The sequence below is a fragment of the Sphingosinicella ginsenosidimutans genome (assembly GCF_007995055.1).
Classification (GTDB): Bacteria; Pseudomonadota; Alphaproteobacteria; order Sphingomonadales; family Sphingomonadaceae; genus Allosphingosinicella; species Allosphingosinicella ginsenosidimutans.
Genome location: NZ_VOQQ01000001.1, coordinates 2,399,503 through 2,414,557, shown reverse-complemented (window position 1 = coordinate 2,414,557; position 15,055 = coordinate 2,399,503). Strand labels below are relative to the sequence as shown.

Below are 15,055 nucleotides of genomic sequence, written 5' to 3'. Positions count from 1 at the left end.
AACGGGATCAGGATGAGGCCCATCGATGCAACTTAGCTTCCCTCGCCCCGCACCGAAAGCGCGGGCTGAAGGTTTGGGCGAAACAGCGCCCATAAGGAAAGGGCCCCGGTTTCCCGGAGCCCTTCCATCGATCGATCGCGGATCGCGATCAGAAGTTGAAGTTCACGTTCGCGAAGAACTGCCGCCCGACATAATCATAGCCGGAATAGAGCGGCGCGTTGCCGATCGTGTTGTAGCCGACGGCCGTAATACGCGGCGGAGCGGTGTTGAACAGGTTCCGCACGCCGATCGTGAACTGGTAACGATCGCCGATGTTGAACTGGATCGACGCGCTGTGAAGGAAGTAGTCGTTCACTTCGAGATAGTAATTATCCCGATAGGCTTGGACCAGATCCGGATCGGTAATGCCGGTCAGGTTGTCGAACGCGAAATAATCGTACGTGCGATGATGGTCACCATCGATCCAGTCGATCCCGTAGCGGAACGTCACGTTACGATACGTGTAGCTGGCGTCGAAGTTGCCGACCCAGTTCGGCGTATCCACGGTTCCGTTCGCGTCAGCCAGGAACTCTTCGGGGAAGAGCCGGCTCGACTGCTCCGTGTAATGCGTCACGCGGGCGTTGAAGATGAACCGACCGCCGAAGATGTTGTTCGCATAGCGGGCGTTGAACTCGTAACCCTTCCGGATGTCCTCCGAGAGGTTCACGTAGCTGGTCGTGACCTCAAGACCACCATTGGCGTCGCGATCAACGAAGCGACAGAAGCCGCCCGTGGGATCGAAGCTCGAATCCCCGTAACAACGGCTGAGGATCGTGCTGGCACCGAGTTGCGACACGCCGTTGCTGACCTTCACGTCGAAGTAATCGAGCGACAGCGAGAGCTGACCGATCGCATTCGGAAGCCGCGGCGAGACCACCGCGCCGACGGTCCAGTTGGTCGACGTTTCCGCCTTCAGCCCCGCTTCGGCGCCACCAACCTGGAACACGGTGATGCCATTGGTCTGGTGGAAGTCCGCCGGCAGACCGATCGACGCGCAGTTCGCGGCGACGATCTGCTCGTTCGGGGACTGATCCGCCGGATCCGGAAGATCGGAGCACGGATCGGAGTCGGCGCCGAGGAAGCCGCTGGTGGCCCCCAGGAACTGCTCCGCAAGCGCCGGGGCGCGGTAGGACGTACCGTAGCTACCGCGGAAGGCGAAGCCACGGACCGGCTCCCACTCGCCGGCGATCTTGTAAGTCGTGTCCGAACCGTAGGACGCATAGTCCGTGTAACGGACCGAACCGTCGAGATTGAGTCGATAGAAGAACGGACGATCGGCCAGCAGCGGCAGGAAAAGCTCGCCGAAGACCTCCTTCACGTTGTCCTTGCCGACGGTGGGCGTGCCGGCGGTGAGGCCGAGCAGGTTTCCGTTGACCGCATTCGGATCGGGCTGATCATTGATGCTCTGGCGACGATATTCCACGCCGAGCGACAGCTGCGCGTCACCCCCAGGCAGGCGGAAGAGCGGACCGTCGATGTTGAACGCGAAGGTGGTCTCGCGGAACTGCGTATGACCGATCGTGTTCTGCAGGATGTAGTCGCGCCATGCCTGCGGCAGATCGCCACCGATCACCGCCGCGCTGAGGGCCGGAGCCGCAACGCAGTTCGGGTTCGTGGCGGCGCTGCGACAGCGGAAAGTGCCGTCACCATTGGCGACCACGTCGGTGGACGCCGCAACACGGTCGATCAGGAACGATTCGGTTTCATAGGTGCCGTCGTTCCACGACTTGCCGACATAGGCGTCATAGCGCCAGTGCGGGAAGAAGAAGTCGCCGCGAATGCCGCCCGAAGCCCGGACGTAATCGACCTGCTGGGTCGAATCGGTCAGGCCCCAGCCAATGAAGGCGCGGGCCGCGACCGGCACGCCGCTCGACGTGTTGACCGGGTTCGAGAAGATGCCGTCACGGATGTCGGCCGGAAGCAGCGGGCTGCCCTGGAGATAATCCAGAGCGAGCTGCCGATAAAGCGGCGCCGACGAGTTGCGGCGATTGATGAGCAACTCGCCATAAATCTCCGCGTTGCCGAGCGCGGTGCCGACGTCATAGGTACCGGAAAGGAAAGCGGTATAGGTTTCCTCGCCGTTGACCAGCGGCTCCTGCTCCTGGCGACGGTCGAAGGTGTCACGATCGTAGGTGCCGACGCCGAGATAGCCCGGGAAAGGACCCGTCGTCACTTCGGGAGCGGGAACGAAACGGTTGAAATTGCCGACCGTGCCGCTGGTGCGGCCAATCGCCTGGCGCGTCGGAAGGCCAAGGGTATTGATCGTCACGCCGCCATTGTCGAGCGTGAAGCAATCCCGGGGATCGCTGGGATCGAACGCGTCGCCCGAGCCGAACTCGCTGCCTTCGCCGTTGAGGAAGCCGCCGATCGGGCAGGAGAAGAACGGAACATCGGCGCGCGCCAGCGCCTGGCGCCGGCGATATTCAAGCGAGCCGATCACGCTGAGACGGCCGGCCTGGAAGCCGAATGAGCCCGACACGCGAGTATCGATGCCGTGGCCGACCTGCGGGACGTTGGTCTGCATTTCGAGATGCAGCCCCTGCAGACGCCGGTCTGTGATGATGTTGACGACGCCCGCGATCGCGTCCGAACCGTAGATCGACGACGCGCCGGCCTTCAGGATCTCGATGCGGTCGATAATCGCAGTCGGCAGGACGTTGAGATCGGCCGAGAGAACCGAGCCGCGCGTGCCGCCCGGCGCGAGCCGGTGGCCGTTGAGCAGGATCAGGGTGCGCGCCGGGCCCAGGCCGCGCAGACCGAGCGTGTTGGCGCCAGTGCCGCCGTCGGTCACGAAGCCCCCGAAATAATTATTGATCTGGCCGCCGCCGGCGGTGACCGCCGTGCTCTGGAGCGCGTCCGTCGCGCTGATAAAGCCGGCCTGAGTGATCTCCTCATTGGTGATCACGGTCAGCGGCTCGGCCGCGGTGAAGTTTGAGCGGCGAATGCGCGAACCGGTCACGACGACAGTCTGGCCCTCGGCCTGATCGGGCAGCGCGGTTCCAGCCGGTGCCTGCGCGTGACGGCACTCGTCCTGCTGCGCCGGGGTCGGCAGCGTCGAGCAATCGGTCGCCGCGGAGGGCGTCGAGGCATCCTGGGCATGGGCGGCAGCCGGCAGGCCGACGGCCGCGATGGCGGCAAGCGAAACGGTGCTAAAAATCGCTCTGCGAATCACAGTCATTTAGAGTTCCCCCTGAAGCGGGCTAGTTTGCCCTACGGATCGGATTCCAAGCGGCGCTGTTGGCCCGAAAAGTGTAGGCGTGGCAAGGGGTAACGACGCCCCCGGAATGATTAATCCGGTCGATCTGTTACAAAAATGCCACAACCGCCTGGCCGGGCGCGCGAAATCGTCGCGGCCGATCCCCGCGCCTGCCCGTGCGGCCCGGTTCGCGACGACACGGCGTCCCGGCACCGGGCACGCGAATTGGATCAGTAGCGGTAATGATCCGGCTTGAAGGGGCCTTCGACGGGCACGCCGATATAATCGGCCTGCTTCTGGTTCAGCCGGGTCAGCTTCACGCCGAGCTTGTCGAGGTGGAGCGCGGCCACCTTCTCGTCGAGGTGCTTTGGAAGGACGTAGACCTCGTTCCGATACTGGTCGGACTTGGTCCACAGCTCGATCTGCGCCAGCACCTGGTTGGTGAAGCTCGAGCTCATCACGAAGCTCGGGTGGCCGGTCGCGTTGCCGAGGTTCACCAGCCGGCCCTTGGACAGGACGATGATCTTCTTGCCGTCGGGGAACTCGACCTCGTCGACCTGCGGCTTGATCTCGGTCCACTTCATGTTGTTCAGCGCCGAAATCTGGATCTCGCTGTCGAAATGGCCGATGTTGCAGACGATCGCCATGTTCTTCATCGCCCGCATATGGTCGAGCGTCAGCACGTCCATATTGCCGGTCGCGGTGACGAAGATGTCGGCGCGGGTGGCGGCCTCCTCCATCGTCACGACCTCATAGCCCTCCATCGCCGCCTGCAACGCGCAGATCGGATCGATTTCGGTGACGAGGACGCGCGCGCCGCCGTTGCGGAGCGACTGGGCGCTGCCCTTGCCGACGTCGCCGAAGCCGGCGACGCAGGCGATCTTGCCGGCGAGCATGACGTCGGTCGCGCGGCGGATCGCGTCGACCAGGCTCTCGCGGCAGCCGTAGAGATTGTCGAACTTCGACTTGGTTACGCTGTCATTGACGTTGATCGCCGGGAACGGGAGCTTGCCCTTCTTGGCGAGCTCGTAGAGGCGGTGGACGCCGGTGGTGGTCTCCTCCGACACGCCCTTGATCGCCTGCACCGTCTTCGTGAGATAGCCCGGACGCTCGGCGAGGAAGCGCTTCAGCGTCGCGCAGAAAATCTCCTCTTCCTCGTTGGAAGGCGTGAACAGCGCCTCGCCGGCCTCGACGCGCGCGCCCCACAGCGCGAACATCGTGGCGTCGCCGCCATCGTCGAGGATCATGTTGCAGGTCTGGTCCTCGCCCCAGTCGAAGATGCGGATCACATAGTCCCAATATTCCTCAAGGCTCTCGCCCTTGACCGCGAAGACCGGAACGCCCGAGGCGGCGATCGCCGCGGCGGCATGATCCTGGGTCGAGAAGATGTTGCACGAGGCCCAGCGGACCTCGGCGCCGAGCGCGGTCAGCGTCTCGATCAGCACCGCGGTCTGGATCGTCATGTGGAGCGATCCGGTGATCCGCGCGCCGGTGAGCGGCTTCGACCCGCCGAATTCGGCCCTGAGCGCCATCAGGCCGGGCATCTCGGTTTCGGCGATCTCGATCTCCTTGCGGCCGAAATCGGCGAGGGCGATGTCGCGAATGACATAATCGTCGAACGAGGGCTTGGGCTGGGTGGCCACGACCAGATCTCCTGAAAAGATAGAAGGCCGCCCGTGAGGCGGCCGCATGCGGCCCACCTAGTCGGTCGCGCGCGCCAATGCAAATATAAAGATATCTTTATATGTGCTGGCTCACCGCGTGGCGGGTGAGCCGCTCCCCTCCCCCGCCAGCTCTGCCTCGAGATGGCGAAGCTTGTCCGGATTGCGAACGATATAGACACCGGCGATGCGGTCGCCCTCGATCAGGAGCGCGGTCGTCTGCAGCATTCCGTCGGCTTCGCGGGTGACGAATCCAGGCAGGCCATTGATGCGTCGATAGCCGACCAGCGACCATCCCGCTCCGCGCTGCAGTCGCGCGATGGCGGCGAAGACTGCCAGCGCCTCCTGCGCCCCGGCAAAGACGCGCCCGCCCGCCGGCCGCTTGCCGCCGCCATCCGAATGAACGGTGACATCGTCGGCGAGCATGGTCCGCAGCCGGCCGAGATCGCCGCCGCGCGACGCTTCGAGAAAGGCTGCCGCAAGCGCCATCCCGCGCTCCCTCCCCACCGGAAAGCGCGGCCGGCTGGCGCGGACATGGGCGCGGGCCCTGCTGGCGAGTTGACGACTCGCCTCGGGGGTGCGCTCCAGCGTGGTCGCGACCTCCTCGAACGGAAGGTCGAAAATGTCGTGGAGGAGGAAGGCGGCCCGCTCGAGCGGGGAGAGCCGTTCGAGCGCCATGAGCAAAGGCAGTGTCACCGCGTCGTCGATATCGGCTTCGGCTTCGGACTCCACCACGGGTTCGGGCACCCAGGGGCCGAAATAGAGCTCGCGGCGCCGCCGGGCCGACTTCAACTGATCGAGACACAGCCGCGTCACCATGCGGCGCAGGAAGGCCTCCGGCTCGCGCACGGCGCCGCGATCGGTTCGCAGCCAGCGCACGAAGGCCTCCTGCATCACGTCCTCGGCATCCGCGACGGAGCCGAGCATCCGATAGGCGACGCGCTGGAGGCCCGGCCGCAGCGGAGCGAAGCTCGCCGCGGCCGCTTCGGCCTCGCTGCCGCCGCGATCGCTCACGCCGGGATCGCTTGGCGGGCCGCCGCCGCGGTCTTGAGCGGATCCGGATCGAACAGGCCGAAGCCGATCGCGATCCGGTTCCACCCGTTGATCACGTTGATGACCTGGGTGAGATGGACCTGCTCTTCGGGGCTGAAGTGGGCAGCGAGCGCGGCATAGGTCTCGTCGCTCGGCGGCCCCTTGCTCGCGACGAGGGTCAGCGCGTCGGTCCAGGCGAGCGCCGCACGCTCCCGGTCCGTATAAACCGGCGCCTCGTGCCAGGCGGCAAGGAGGTAGAGCCGCTGCTCGGTCTCGCCGTCGCGGCGCGCTTCCTGGGTGTGCATGTTGACGCAATTGGCGCAGCCGTTGAGGATCGACGCGCGCGCCTTCACGAGATGGGCGAGGCCCTTGTCGAGCGCGGCTTCCGACTTCTGGCTGTAGGCGAACCAGTCGCCCATCGCATGGCGATCGGCGGCGTACGGGTTGATGCGTGCGGTCATGCTCATGTCCTTTCAGCAGGTGTGACGCCGACAAGACGAGACGCGGGGTCGCGATGTGACATGCGCCCCGAAAAAATCTTCAGGCCGTCCCCGAATGGGCGGCCAGCAGGCGCGGATCGACCCCGGCGCCGCGGAAGGCCGCGGCCCAGCGCGTCTCGACATCCTCGTCATAGAGCAGGGCATCGCTGCCGTCGGTCACGAACCAGCCGTGGCGCTGCATTTCGGCGTCCAGCTGACCGGGACCCCAGCCGGCATAGCCGAGCGCCACGACCCAGCGGCTCGGCCCCTTTCCCTCCGCGATCGCGCGCAGCACATCGAGCGTCGCCGAAAGCACCCAACGCCCCGCCACCTCGATACTGTCCTGCCCGCCCCAATCGGGCGTGTGGAGGATGAAGCCGCGCTGCGGCTCGACCGGGCCGCCATGATGGATCGGCGCGTTGGGCGCCTCGCCGGCCGGGATGTCGAGCTGCGCCAGGAGATCGTGGAGCCTGAGGCGCGGCACCAGCTCGCCAAGCCCGATGCCGAGCGCCCCGGCCTCGTCATGGACGCACATCGCGACGACGGCTTTCTCGAACCTCGGATCGCCGATGCCGGGCATCGCGAGCAGGAACTGGCCGACAAGATAACTGGGCGCGTCCATCACCCCCTTATAGGCGCCGGCGGCGGCGCGCGGCAACGCGCGGCGGCCTCTATCGGCGGCGCCCCACCGTTGCTAAGGGCAACCCGTCTTCACACGAACGGAGTCTGACATGACGATCCAGGTCGGCGAGCGAATCCCGGACATGACCCTCATCAAGGCCACGGCCGACGGGCCGCAGCCGATCGAGACCGGCGAATTTTTCGGCGGCCGCAAGGTGGCGCTCTTTTCGGTGCCCGGCGCCTTCACGCCGACCTGCTCGGCCCGCCATCTGCCGGGATTCGTGGACAAGGCCAATGAGCTCAAGGCCAAGGGCGTCGACGAGATCGCCTGCACCGCGGTGAACGACGCCTTCGTGCTGCAGGCCTGGGCGAAGAGCGCCGGCGCCGAGGGCAAGGTGACGATGCTTGCCGACGGCAATGGCGATTTCGCGCGCGCGCTCGGCCTCACCATGGATGGCTCCAAGTTCGGCATGGGCCAGCGCGGCTCGCGCTGGTCGGCGATCGTCGACGACGGCGTCGTCAGCGAGCTCAATGTCGAGGAGCCTGGCGCGTTCAGCGTGTCGAGCGCCGAATTCCTGCTCAATCAGCTGTAATTTAACGCAACCTTCGACGGAGCGGAACATTGGTGATGTCCCCAGTCCCATGATCGGGAAGGGCCATGACCGACGAATCCGATTCCGAAATTGAAGGCCGCCGTCCGTCTCTGGACGCGCGGGAGATTGCGCGGCGCAACCGGGCGGCGTGCGGAGACCGGCTGAGCCCGGTGCTCAAGACCGCCGCCACCGCCTGCGAGCTGGCCGAGGCGCCGCCCGGGCAACGCCGCGCGAGCCGCCGGGACAAGACCGGTTAGCGCCGTGCCGCGGGCGCGGCCGGCGCGGGACGGAGCACCTCGACCGCGAACCGCTCGGCCTGGTCGGCGAAGACGAGCAGGTTCACCGCCAGATTGCCGCGGATGATTCCGTAATCGGCGGTGAGGTAGCGCTGCAGCGCCGGCTTGCCGTCCTGCGTCAGATAGGCGCGCGAAAAGGCGTAGCGCTGGTTGAAGCCCTGGATATTGGCGGCGAGCCGATCGGCGGGGATGTTCGCAGGCCGGACCCAGACCGACTGGATCGAGATCGCCTTGCACGCCGCCCCCTGCCGTTCGCATGATCCGAACAGGATCGCCGCGCGGCGGCCGTTGCGGAAGGTGACCTCAAGCGCCGGGCGATCCGCCGTCCCCCGCCGCTCGAATCGCGCATTGACCGCGGTCAGCACCGATTCGACCGTCTGGTAGTTGAACGTCGGCAGCACCTGGCGGTTTTCGGGCGCGGCCGGGTTCCACGGCACCGGCGGCGCCGGCGATGGCTGCGCCGAAAGGTTTGCGGACCAGAGCAGCACGGATCCAATCAGCGCGGCGACGCGCATCGAACATTCCCTCCAACGACCAGGATTTGAAACGCGCCGCCTGAACTCAGCCGGAACGATCCGCAGCCCGAGATCGACCAGCCGTTGCTATTGCACGGCGAGTGCGGTCATGAGCGCCAGCCGCACTGCCGCCCTCGGTTCTGTTCGCGAAGCCAGCCCATCAACGGCTGGAAATAGTCCATCATCGGCTGGGCCGAGATTTCGCGCGTGCCGGTGAAGGTCTGGATCGCCTCGGGCCAGGGCCGCGACAGGCCGAGCTCCAGCATCTGGTTCAGCCGCCGGCCGACCTCGCGATTGCCGTAGAAGGAGCAGCGGTGGAGCGGACCGTGCCAGCCCGCAATGTCGCACGCCGCCTTGAAGAACTGGAACTGGAGGATCCGCGCGAGGAAATAGCGCGTGTAAGGCACGCTTGCCGGCACGTGATATTTGGCGCCGGCGTCGAAATTCTGCTCGGTGCGCGGGCTCGGCGGGACGATGCCCTGATATTGAAGGCGCATCCTGTCCCACGCCGCCTGATATTGGTTCGCCGGGATCTGGCCCGAGAAGATGCCCCAGCGATAGCGGTCGATCATCAGCCCGAACGGAAGGAAGGCGATCTTGTCGAGCGCCTGGCGCAGGAGGAGATTGCGGTCCTGCTCCGGCGTCGGCATCTGGTTCGCCTGCAACAGCCCGATCTCGTGCAGATATTCCGGCGTCACCGACAGGGCGATCGTGTCGCCGATCGCCTCGTGAATGCCGTCGTTTGCGCTGTCCTCGTAGAGGAAGGGCTGGTTCATATAGGCGCGCTGGTAGAAATTGTGGCCGAGCTCGTGATGCGCGGTCACGAAATCGTCGGCGTTGACACGCGTGCACATCTTGAGCCGGACGTCGGTGCGATTGTCGATGTCCCAGGCCGAGGCGTGGCAGATGACGTTGCGATCGCGCGGCTGGGTGATCTGCGATCGTTCCCAGAAGGTCTGCGGCAAGGGATCGAAGCCGAGGCTGGTGAAGAAGCCCTCGGCGGTCTGCACGATCCGCTGCGGCGTGTAATGCGCGTTCTCGAGCAGCTGGGTGAGGTCATAGGCCGGCGGGCCGCTGTTCGGCGGCGCGACGACATCGTAGATATTGCCCCATTCCTGGGCCCACAGATTGCCGAGCAGGTCGGCACGGATCGGGCCGGTCGCCGGCTGGACCTGATCGCCATAACGACGGTTCAGCCCGGCGCGGACATAGCAGTGCAGCTCCTCGTAGAGCGGCCGAACCTGCTGCCAAAGCCGTTCGGTGAGCTGCTGGAACTCCTCCGGCGACATGTCATATTTGGACCGCCACATCGCGCCGGTATCGGGATAGCCGAGCTCGCGCGCGCCCTGGTTCGCGATTTCCACCAGCCGCTGATATTCGCCGCGCATCGGCGATCCGACATTGTCGTTCCAGCTCGTCCACATCTCGCGCAGCTGGGTGGGATCGCGCACCGTGCCCATGCGGGCCTCGGTCTCGTTGCCGTCGATCGTCTCGCCATTCATCGTCGCATGGCCACGACCATATTGGGAGGCGAGATCGGTCGAGATGCGGTTGAGCTCGGCGGCCGCGCCGGCGGTCGTCGGCGCGGCAAGCACCAGCCCGTTGCGAAGCAGGCCGAGCTTGCGTCTCGTGTCCGCGCTGAGACCGCTCACGTTCGCATAGCGCGCCGCCTCGCCGGCGAGCCGAACGCGCATTTCCGTGTCGATCGTGCCGAAATAGGCGGCGAGCGCATTCGTATCGTCGGTGATGTAGGTCGCGTTCACCCATTGGGCGCGGTTGTTGATGAGCGAGAATTCGGCGAGCTCGCGCTCGGCGCGGGCGACGAAGGCATCGGCATCGGCGGCCGTGAGCGCGGCGGCCTCGTGCGGGGCCTGGGCGACGGCGCTCCCGCTCTGGGCCAATGCGGCGGTGCAGATGGCAAGGCCGGCGGTCCCGGCGAAAGCGAGCATGGCGATGCTGCGACGCATTTTCGATCCCCTCTTGTGGTTTGCCCTGTCCTGCCGCCGCGTGGGGAGCCTGGTCAAGAGGCGAGGAAATCCGCGATGGCGCGCCCGAGCTCGGGCTTCACCACCGCGCTCATATGATTGCCGGGGATCTCGACATAGCGGCCGTCGGCGAGCAGGTCGGAGAGCGCTTCGGCGGAGCCGTTGTCGTCATCATCGGCACCGGAGACGACGAGCGTCGGCGGGCGGATCGACCGCAGCTGTGCCTCGGTCGAGTCGACAAAGCTGTCGAGCAGCGGCAGCAGCGCCTCGGGATCGCCGCCGGTGGTCTTGAGGAACGCCTCCGACCGCCATTCCTCGGAGCCGCGCGGATGGGTGCCGAGGCCGCGCAGCACGTCGCGGAACATTTCCGCGCGTGGCTGGGTGGAGAGCAGACCGGTGAGCCCCATGCCGCCGATCACCAGGCGGCGCGGGCGCGCCCCCGCGATCACCATCCGGGCCGAGGTCCGCCCGCCCAGCGAATAGCCGCCAAGATCGTAGTCGACGAGGCCGAGATGGGCGATCAGCGCCATTCCGTCCGAAGCCAGCACGTCCGGCGGATAGGCGGCCGGATCGTGCGGCCGGGCGCTCGTCCCGTGGGCGCGCAGGTCCGGCATGACCAGCCGGAAGCCCTTGGCCGCGATCGCCGCGGCATGGCCGTAGCGGATCCAGTTGGTCCGGGCGTCCGAGAACAGGCCGTGGAGGAGAACCACCGCCTGCCCCTCGCCCATCTCCCAATAGGCGAGCTCCTGCCCGTCCGGCGCGAGAAAGGTCTCCCGGGTCGCATTCATGCCCTGTCTCCATCGCCGATACGGACGCGCGGCACGACCCGCGTGACGACGATCAGCAGCGCGATCCCGGCAAGGATCGCGGCGAGGATGAAATTGCCGCCCGTCTCGCCATGCTCGGCGCCAAAGGCAAGCGCCTGCGTCGTCGCGATCGGACCGACGATCTCCGCGAGACTGTTGATGCTGGCCATCCCGCCCTGGAGCGCGCCCTGGTGCGACGCATCGGTCATCCGCGACAGCAAGGCATTGAGCGAGGGATAGACGAGCGCCTGGAGCGCGCCGGCAAGGATGATCGCATAGACCTGCCACCCCTGCGTCACGAAGACATAGGCGAGAAAGCTCAGCGCGCCCACGGCCATCCCGATGACGACGGTGCGCGCTTCACCCAGCCGGGCGATCATCGGACCGGTGACGATACTCTGGGCGATCGCCATGACGACGCCGGTCGCCGCGAGCGACCAGCCGATCGCCGTCGCATCCCAGCCGAGCGCGATTTCCGCCCAGAAGGCCCAGGTCGCCGGATAGACGATATGGCCGAGCTGCCACAGCAGGGCCGCGAGCAGGAGCGGCGTCGCGCCGCCGGCGCTGAACAGCGGCCGGAAGGCGCCGAATATGTGGGCGTCGCGCCAGCGGAACGTCCGCCGGTCTTCCGGCGCCATCGTCTCCGGAAGGCGCGCAGCGATCCACAGCGCGTTGAGGCCGGCGAGCACGGCCGCCGCGATGAACGGCGTTCGCGTCCCGAACTGCGCGAGCAATCCGCCGATCGCCGGCCCGAGGATGAAGCCGAGGCCGAAGGCGGCGCCCATCAGACCGAAGGTGGCGCCGCGCTTTTCCGGCTCGGTCACGTCGGCGAGCACCGCGTTGACCGGACCATAGGTCGCGCCGGCAATGCCCGCGATCAGCCGGCCGACGAACAGCCAGGCCAGCGTCGGCGCGGCCGCCATCAACAGGTAATCGAGCGCGAAGGCGATCGTCGAGACGAGCAGCACCGGCCGACGGCCGAACCGGTCGCCGAGATTGCCGAGCACCGGCCCGGCGAAGAATTGCGCGCCGGCATAGGCGACGAGCAGATAGCCGGCGATCCGCGTCGCCTGCGTGAGGTCGACATGGCCGAGCGCGACGATCAGGCTTGGGAGCACCGGCAGGACGATGCCGAAGCCGATCGCATCGATCAGCAGCACGGCGAGCACGACCGGCACCGCCGGATGATGGAAGCGCATCGTGATCCCCCGTTCGTTCAGCCTCAATCGGCGCTGGTCGCGGTCGCCTTCGTCCAGCGATCGACGAGCGGCTGATATTCGTCGCTTCGGGTTTCCGGAAGGCCCGCCGTGTCGATCCACGCGCGGTGGATGCTCTCCGCGCCGAAATGGCTGACCGGGCGGAAACGCGAGGGATCGTCGAACGAGGCGACGGTCAGGTCCATCTTGTCGCTGTCGGGATAGGCGAAGCCGAGCGATGTCCCGCAGTCCCGGCAATAAGGCCGCCGCGCGATCGGCGAACTTTCGTACCAGTCGGGCTCGCCTTCCCATTCGACGTCCGCCCGACGCAGGTTCTTGAACGCGATCGAGACACTCCCCGTGGCGCGCTGGCACATCCGGCAATGGCAGAGATAGGCGTCCCTGTCCGCGACCGCGGCCGTGTAGCGCACGCGGCCGCACGCGCAGCCACCGGTCATCCGTTCAGCCATGCCCGACCTCGATCAGGCGGATCGATTCGAGCGTCGCGCGCCACGCATCGGGCAGCGGCGCGGGCCTGCGATCCGCGCGGTTCACATAGACATGGACGAAATGCCCCTCCGCCGCCGGAGCGGCCGCGCCCCTCGCGAAGACGCCGATCCGGTAACGCACGCTCGATGTGCCGAGATGCTCGACGCCAAGGCCGATCTCGACCGGCTCGGGATAGGAAAGCGATGCGGCATAGCGGCAGCCGGTCTCGACCACCAGGCCGATCGGGTCGCCGCGATCGACATCGAGCAGACCGGCCTCGATCAGCCAGGCGTTCACCGCGGTATCGAACCAGGAATAATGGACGACATTGTTGACGTGGCCGTAGACGTCGTTGTCGCTCCAGCGGGTCGCGATCTCGCGCCACACCGGATAAGCGGCGCGGCCGCGCATCGGCACGCTCACAGGGCCGCCTCGTAAAGCCGGCGCGCATCGCCCTCCCCGATCGGGCAGGGATTGTTGATCAGCAGCCGCTCCTGCTTCATCGCCTCGGCCGCGAGCAGGTCGAGATGCTCCGCGCCGATGCCGAGCGCCGAGAGGCGACGCGGCACGCCCGCGGCGTCGGCAAGCCTGTCGAGATGGGCGATCAGCGCCTGCGCCTGTCCCTGCCGGCCGAGCGTGGCGGCGGACGGATCGAGCAAGGCCCCGAGCTCCGCATAGAGCGGCATCGCCGCGGCCATGTTGTGGCCGAGCACATGGGTCAGCATCAGCGCATTGGAAACGCCGTGCGGCACATGGAAATGCCCGCCGAGCGGATAGGCCAGCGCATGAACCCCCGCGACCGGCGCATTGGCGAAGGCGACCCCGGCGAGATGCGAGGCAAGGAGCATGTTCCCCCGCGCCTCGACATCGTCAGGCGAATTGCAGGCGCGGATGAGATTGGCCGAAATCAGCGTCAGCGCCTGGCGCGCGAGCATGTCCGACATCGGGTTCTTGAGCCGCGCCGAGGTGTAGGCCTCGATCGCATGGACCATCGCGTCGATGCCCGTCGCGGCGGTGACGGCGCGCGGCAGGCTCAAGGTCAGTTCCGGGTCGAGCACCGCGATATCGGGCACCAGCGCGGCGCTGCTCACGCCCCGTTTCTCGGTCGCGCCGACGGTGATGACGGTGACCGGGGTCGCCTCCGATCCGGTGCCCGCGGTGGTCGGCACCAGCGCCAGGGGCAGCCGCGCGCCGGTCGCCTTGCCGACGCCCCACAAGCCATCGAGATCCTCGCCGGTCGCGATCAGATAGGCGGCGAGCTTGGCGACATCCATCGGGCTGCCGCCGCCGAAGCCGATCACCGAGGTGCAGCCCTGCCCCGCCGCGACCGTCGCGGCGACGGTCTCGCGCGACGGATCGGCCTCCACCGCATCGAAGATCACCGGATCGATCCCGGCCGCGGCAAGGCCGGCCAGCGCCGCATCGGCAAGGCCGAGCGCACGCACCGTCGCATCGGTCACGAACAGGCATCGTCCCTGCGGCAGCGCCTCGCCGAGCCGGCGCGACGCGCCCGGCCCGACGACGAGTCGCGGTCCATAATGGAATTCGAAGGGCTGCATCGCCCCTGTCCTATCGGCAATTCGCCGCGGCGTCACGCCAGGCGCGACTCAGAAGGCGCGTTCGAGCCGGCTCAGCAGGCTGCGGGCCGGGCTGGCTACCGGCTCGCGCGCATAGCTGCCTTCGTCGAGCCGGCGGACCCGCTCGTACAATTCCTCGCTGGCGCGGATCAGCTCTGCGCCCTGCTCGGGCAGTTTCGGCATCAGCCGGGAATCGCTCGCCTGCGCCTCGCCGAGCCGCCGCTCCGGCTGCCCGGCCTGCGCGTGGCTGATCTCCCCCGCCGCGAGCGCGCGCTGGGTCAGAAGCCAGGCGATGACGTGCATCAGGCGGGTCGTCACCTTGAGCGATTCGCACGAAAAGGCGACCCGATCGACGGGATCGAGGACCAGCCGGTCGTCGCGCGCCTGCGAATCGAAATAGGAGCGGGCCTCATCGGCCAGCACCATCGCCTCGATATAGAGCGCATCGACCAGACGGGGGGTCAGTGCAGCACGGGCAGCTTCGGTCGCCATGGCGCGATTCACTGCCACAGCATCGCCCCGCGGCGAAGGCGAAAAGGCAAAAGGGCTGTCCCGTATTGGGCAAGGGCC

Annotated in this window: 15 protein-coding genes; 2 read left to right on the top strand and 13 right to left on the bottom strand. The window is 67.0% G+C overall.

The window, feature by feature from the left end; all coding sequences use genetic code 11:
* Window positions 1-148: 148 nt before the first annotated feature.
* The 5 genes from FRZ32_RS12010 to FRZ32_RS11990 all read right to left on the bottom strand — a co-directional run bounded on the left by FRZ32_RS12010 (window position 149) and on the right by FRZ32_RS11990 (window position 7,029).
* On the bottom strand, window positions 149-3,217 hold the full coding sequence (locus tag FRZ32_RS12010) for a TonB-dependent receptor domain-containing protein (RefSeq protein WP_147043716.1): 3,069 nt from the start codon (window positions 3,215-3,217) through the stop codon (window positions 149-151).
* Window positions 3,218-3,465: 248 nt separating this feature from the next.
* Window positions 3,466-4,878: an adenosylhomocysteinase gene (ahcY, locus tag FRZ32_RS12005; protein ID WP_147043715.1), complete on the bottom strand. Its 1,413-nt coding sequence runs from the start codon at window positions 4,876-4,878 to the stop codon at window positions 3,466-3,468.
* 111 nt (window positions 4,879-4,989) lie between these two features.
* Window positions 4,990-5,910 carry a sigma-70 family RNA polymerase sigma factor gene (locus FRZ32_RS12000; protein WP_205008270.1) on the bottom strand — a complete coding sequence of 307 codons (921 nt, stop codon included), beginning with the start codon at window positions 5,908-5,910 and terminating at the stop codon, window positions 4,990-4,992.
* Window positions 5,907-6,389: a carboxymuconolactone decarboxylase family protein gene (locus FRZ32_RS11995; RefSeq protein WP_147043713.1), complete on the bottom strand. Its 483-nt coding sequence runs from the start codon at window positions 6,387-6,389 to the stop codon at window positions 5,907-5,909. The genes FRZ32_RS12000 and FRZ32_RS11995 overlap by 4 nt, the downstream gene beginning before the upstream one ends.
* 79 nt (window positions 6,390-6,468) lie before the next feature.
* Window positions 6,469-7,029: a YqgE/AlgH family protein gene (locus tag FRZ32_RS11990; protein ID WP_147043712.1), complete on the bottom strand. Its 561-nt coding sequence runs from the start codon at window positions 7,027-7,029 to the stop codon at window positions 6,469-6,471.
* 109 nt (window positions 7,030-7,138) lie between these two features.
* Here FRZ32_RS11990 and FRZ32_RS11985 point away from each other — a divergent pair, with 109 nt between their 5' ends.
* Entirely contained in the window at window positions 7,139-7,621 is a 483-nt protein-coding gene (locus tag FRZ32_RS11985) for a peroxiredoxin (RefSeq protein ID WP_147043711.1), read from the top strand.
* Window positions 7,622-7,686: 65 nt separating this feature from the next.
* Window positions 7,687-7,878, top strand: coding sequence for a hypothetical protein (locus tag FRZ32_RS11980; protein ID WP_147043710.1), 192 nt, complete (start codon window positions 7,687-7,689; stop codon window positions 7,876-7,878).
* Here FRZ32_RS11980 and FRZ32_RS11975 read toward each other — a convergent pair.
* The 8 genes from FRZ32_RS11975 to FRZ32_RS11940 all read right to left on the bottom strand — a co-directional run bounded on the left by FRZ32_RS11975 (window position 7,875) and on the right by FRZ32_RS11940 (window position 14,977).
* Window positions 7,875-8,432, bottom strand: a complete 558-nt coding sequence (locus FRZ32_RS11975) for a YbjN domain-containing protein (RefSeq protein WP_147043709.1) — start codon at window positions 8,430-8,432, stop codon at window positions 7,875-7,877. The two genes, FRZ32_RS11980 and FRZ32_RS11975, sit on opposite strands and share 4 nt — an antisense overlap.
* 107 nt (window positions 8,433-8,539) lie before the next feature.
* Window positions 8,540-10,399 (bottom strand): M2 family metallopeptidase, encoded by a 1,860-nt coding sequence (locus tag FRZ32_RS11970; RefSeq protein WP_147043708.1) that lies wholly within the window; start codon window positions 10,397-10,399, stop codon window positions 8,540-8,542.
* A gap of 53 nt (window positions 10,400-10,452) precedes the next feature.
* Window positions 10,453-11,205 carry an alpha/beta fold hydrolase gene (locus tag FRZ32_RS11965; protein WP_147043707.1) on the bottom strand — a complete coding sequence of 251 codons (753 nt, stop codon included), beginning with the start codon at window positions 11,203-11,205 and terminating at the stop codon, window positions 10,453-10,455.
* A complete protein-coding gene (locus tag FRZ32_RS11960) occupies window positions 11,202-12,449 on the bottom strand; it encodes an MFS transporter (protein ID WP_243445283.1) in 1,248 nt (415 codons plus the stop codon). Before FRZ32_RS11960 ends, FRZ32_RS11965 begins: the two co-directional genes overlap by 4 nt.
* A complete protein-coding gene (locus FRZ32_RS11955) occupies window positions 12,446-12,889 on the bottom strand; it encodes a GFA family protein (RefSeq protein WP_147043706.1) in 444 nt (147 codons plus the stop codon). The genes FRZ32_RS11960 and FRZ32_RS11955 overlap by 4 nt, the downstream gene beginning before the upstream one ends.
* The gene (locus tag FRZ32_RS11950; RefSeq protein ID WP_243445282.1) at window positions 12,882-13,331 is read right to left on the bottom strand and encodes an acyl-CoA thioesterase; all 450 of its coding nucleotides are present in this window, start codon (window positions 13,329-13,331) and stop codon (window positions 12,882-12,884) included. The genes FRZ32_RS11955 and FRZ32_RS11950 overlap by 8 nt, the downstream gene beginning before the upstream one ends.
* Window positions 13,328-14,467 carry an iron-containing alcohol dehydrogenase gene (locus tag FRZ32_RS11945; RefSeq protein ID WP_147043705.1) on the bottom strand — a complete coding sequence of 380 codons (1,140 nt, stop codon included), beginning with the start codon at window positions 14,465-14,467 and terminating at the stop codon, window positions 13,328-13,330. Before FRZ32_RS11945 ends, FRZ32_RS11950 begins: the two co-directional genes overlap by 4 nt.
* 48 nt (window positions 14,468-14,515) lie before the next feature.
* On the bottom strand, window positions 14,516-14,977 hold the full coding sequence (locus FRZ32_RS11940) for a DUF1465 family protein (protein WP_147043704.1): 462 nt from the start codon (window positions 14,975-14,977) through the stop codon (window positions 14,516-14,518).
* Window positions 14,978-15,055: the final 78 nt, after the last annotated feature.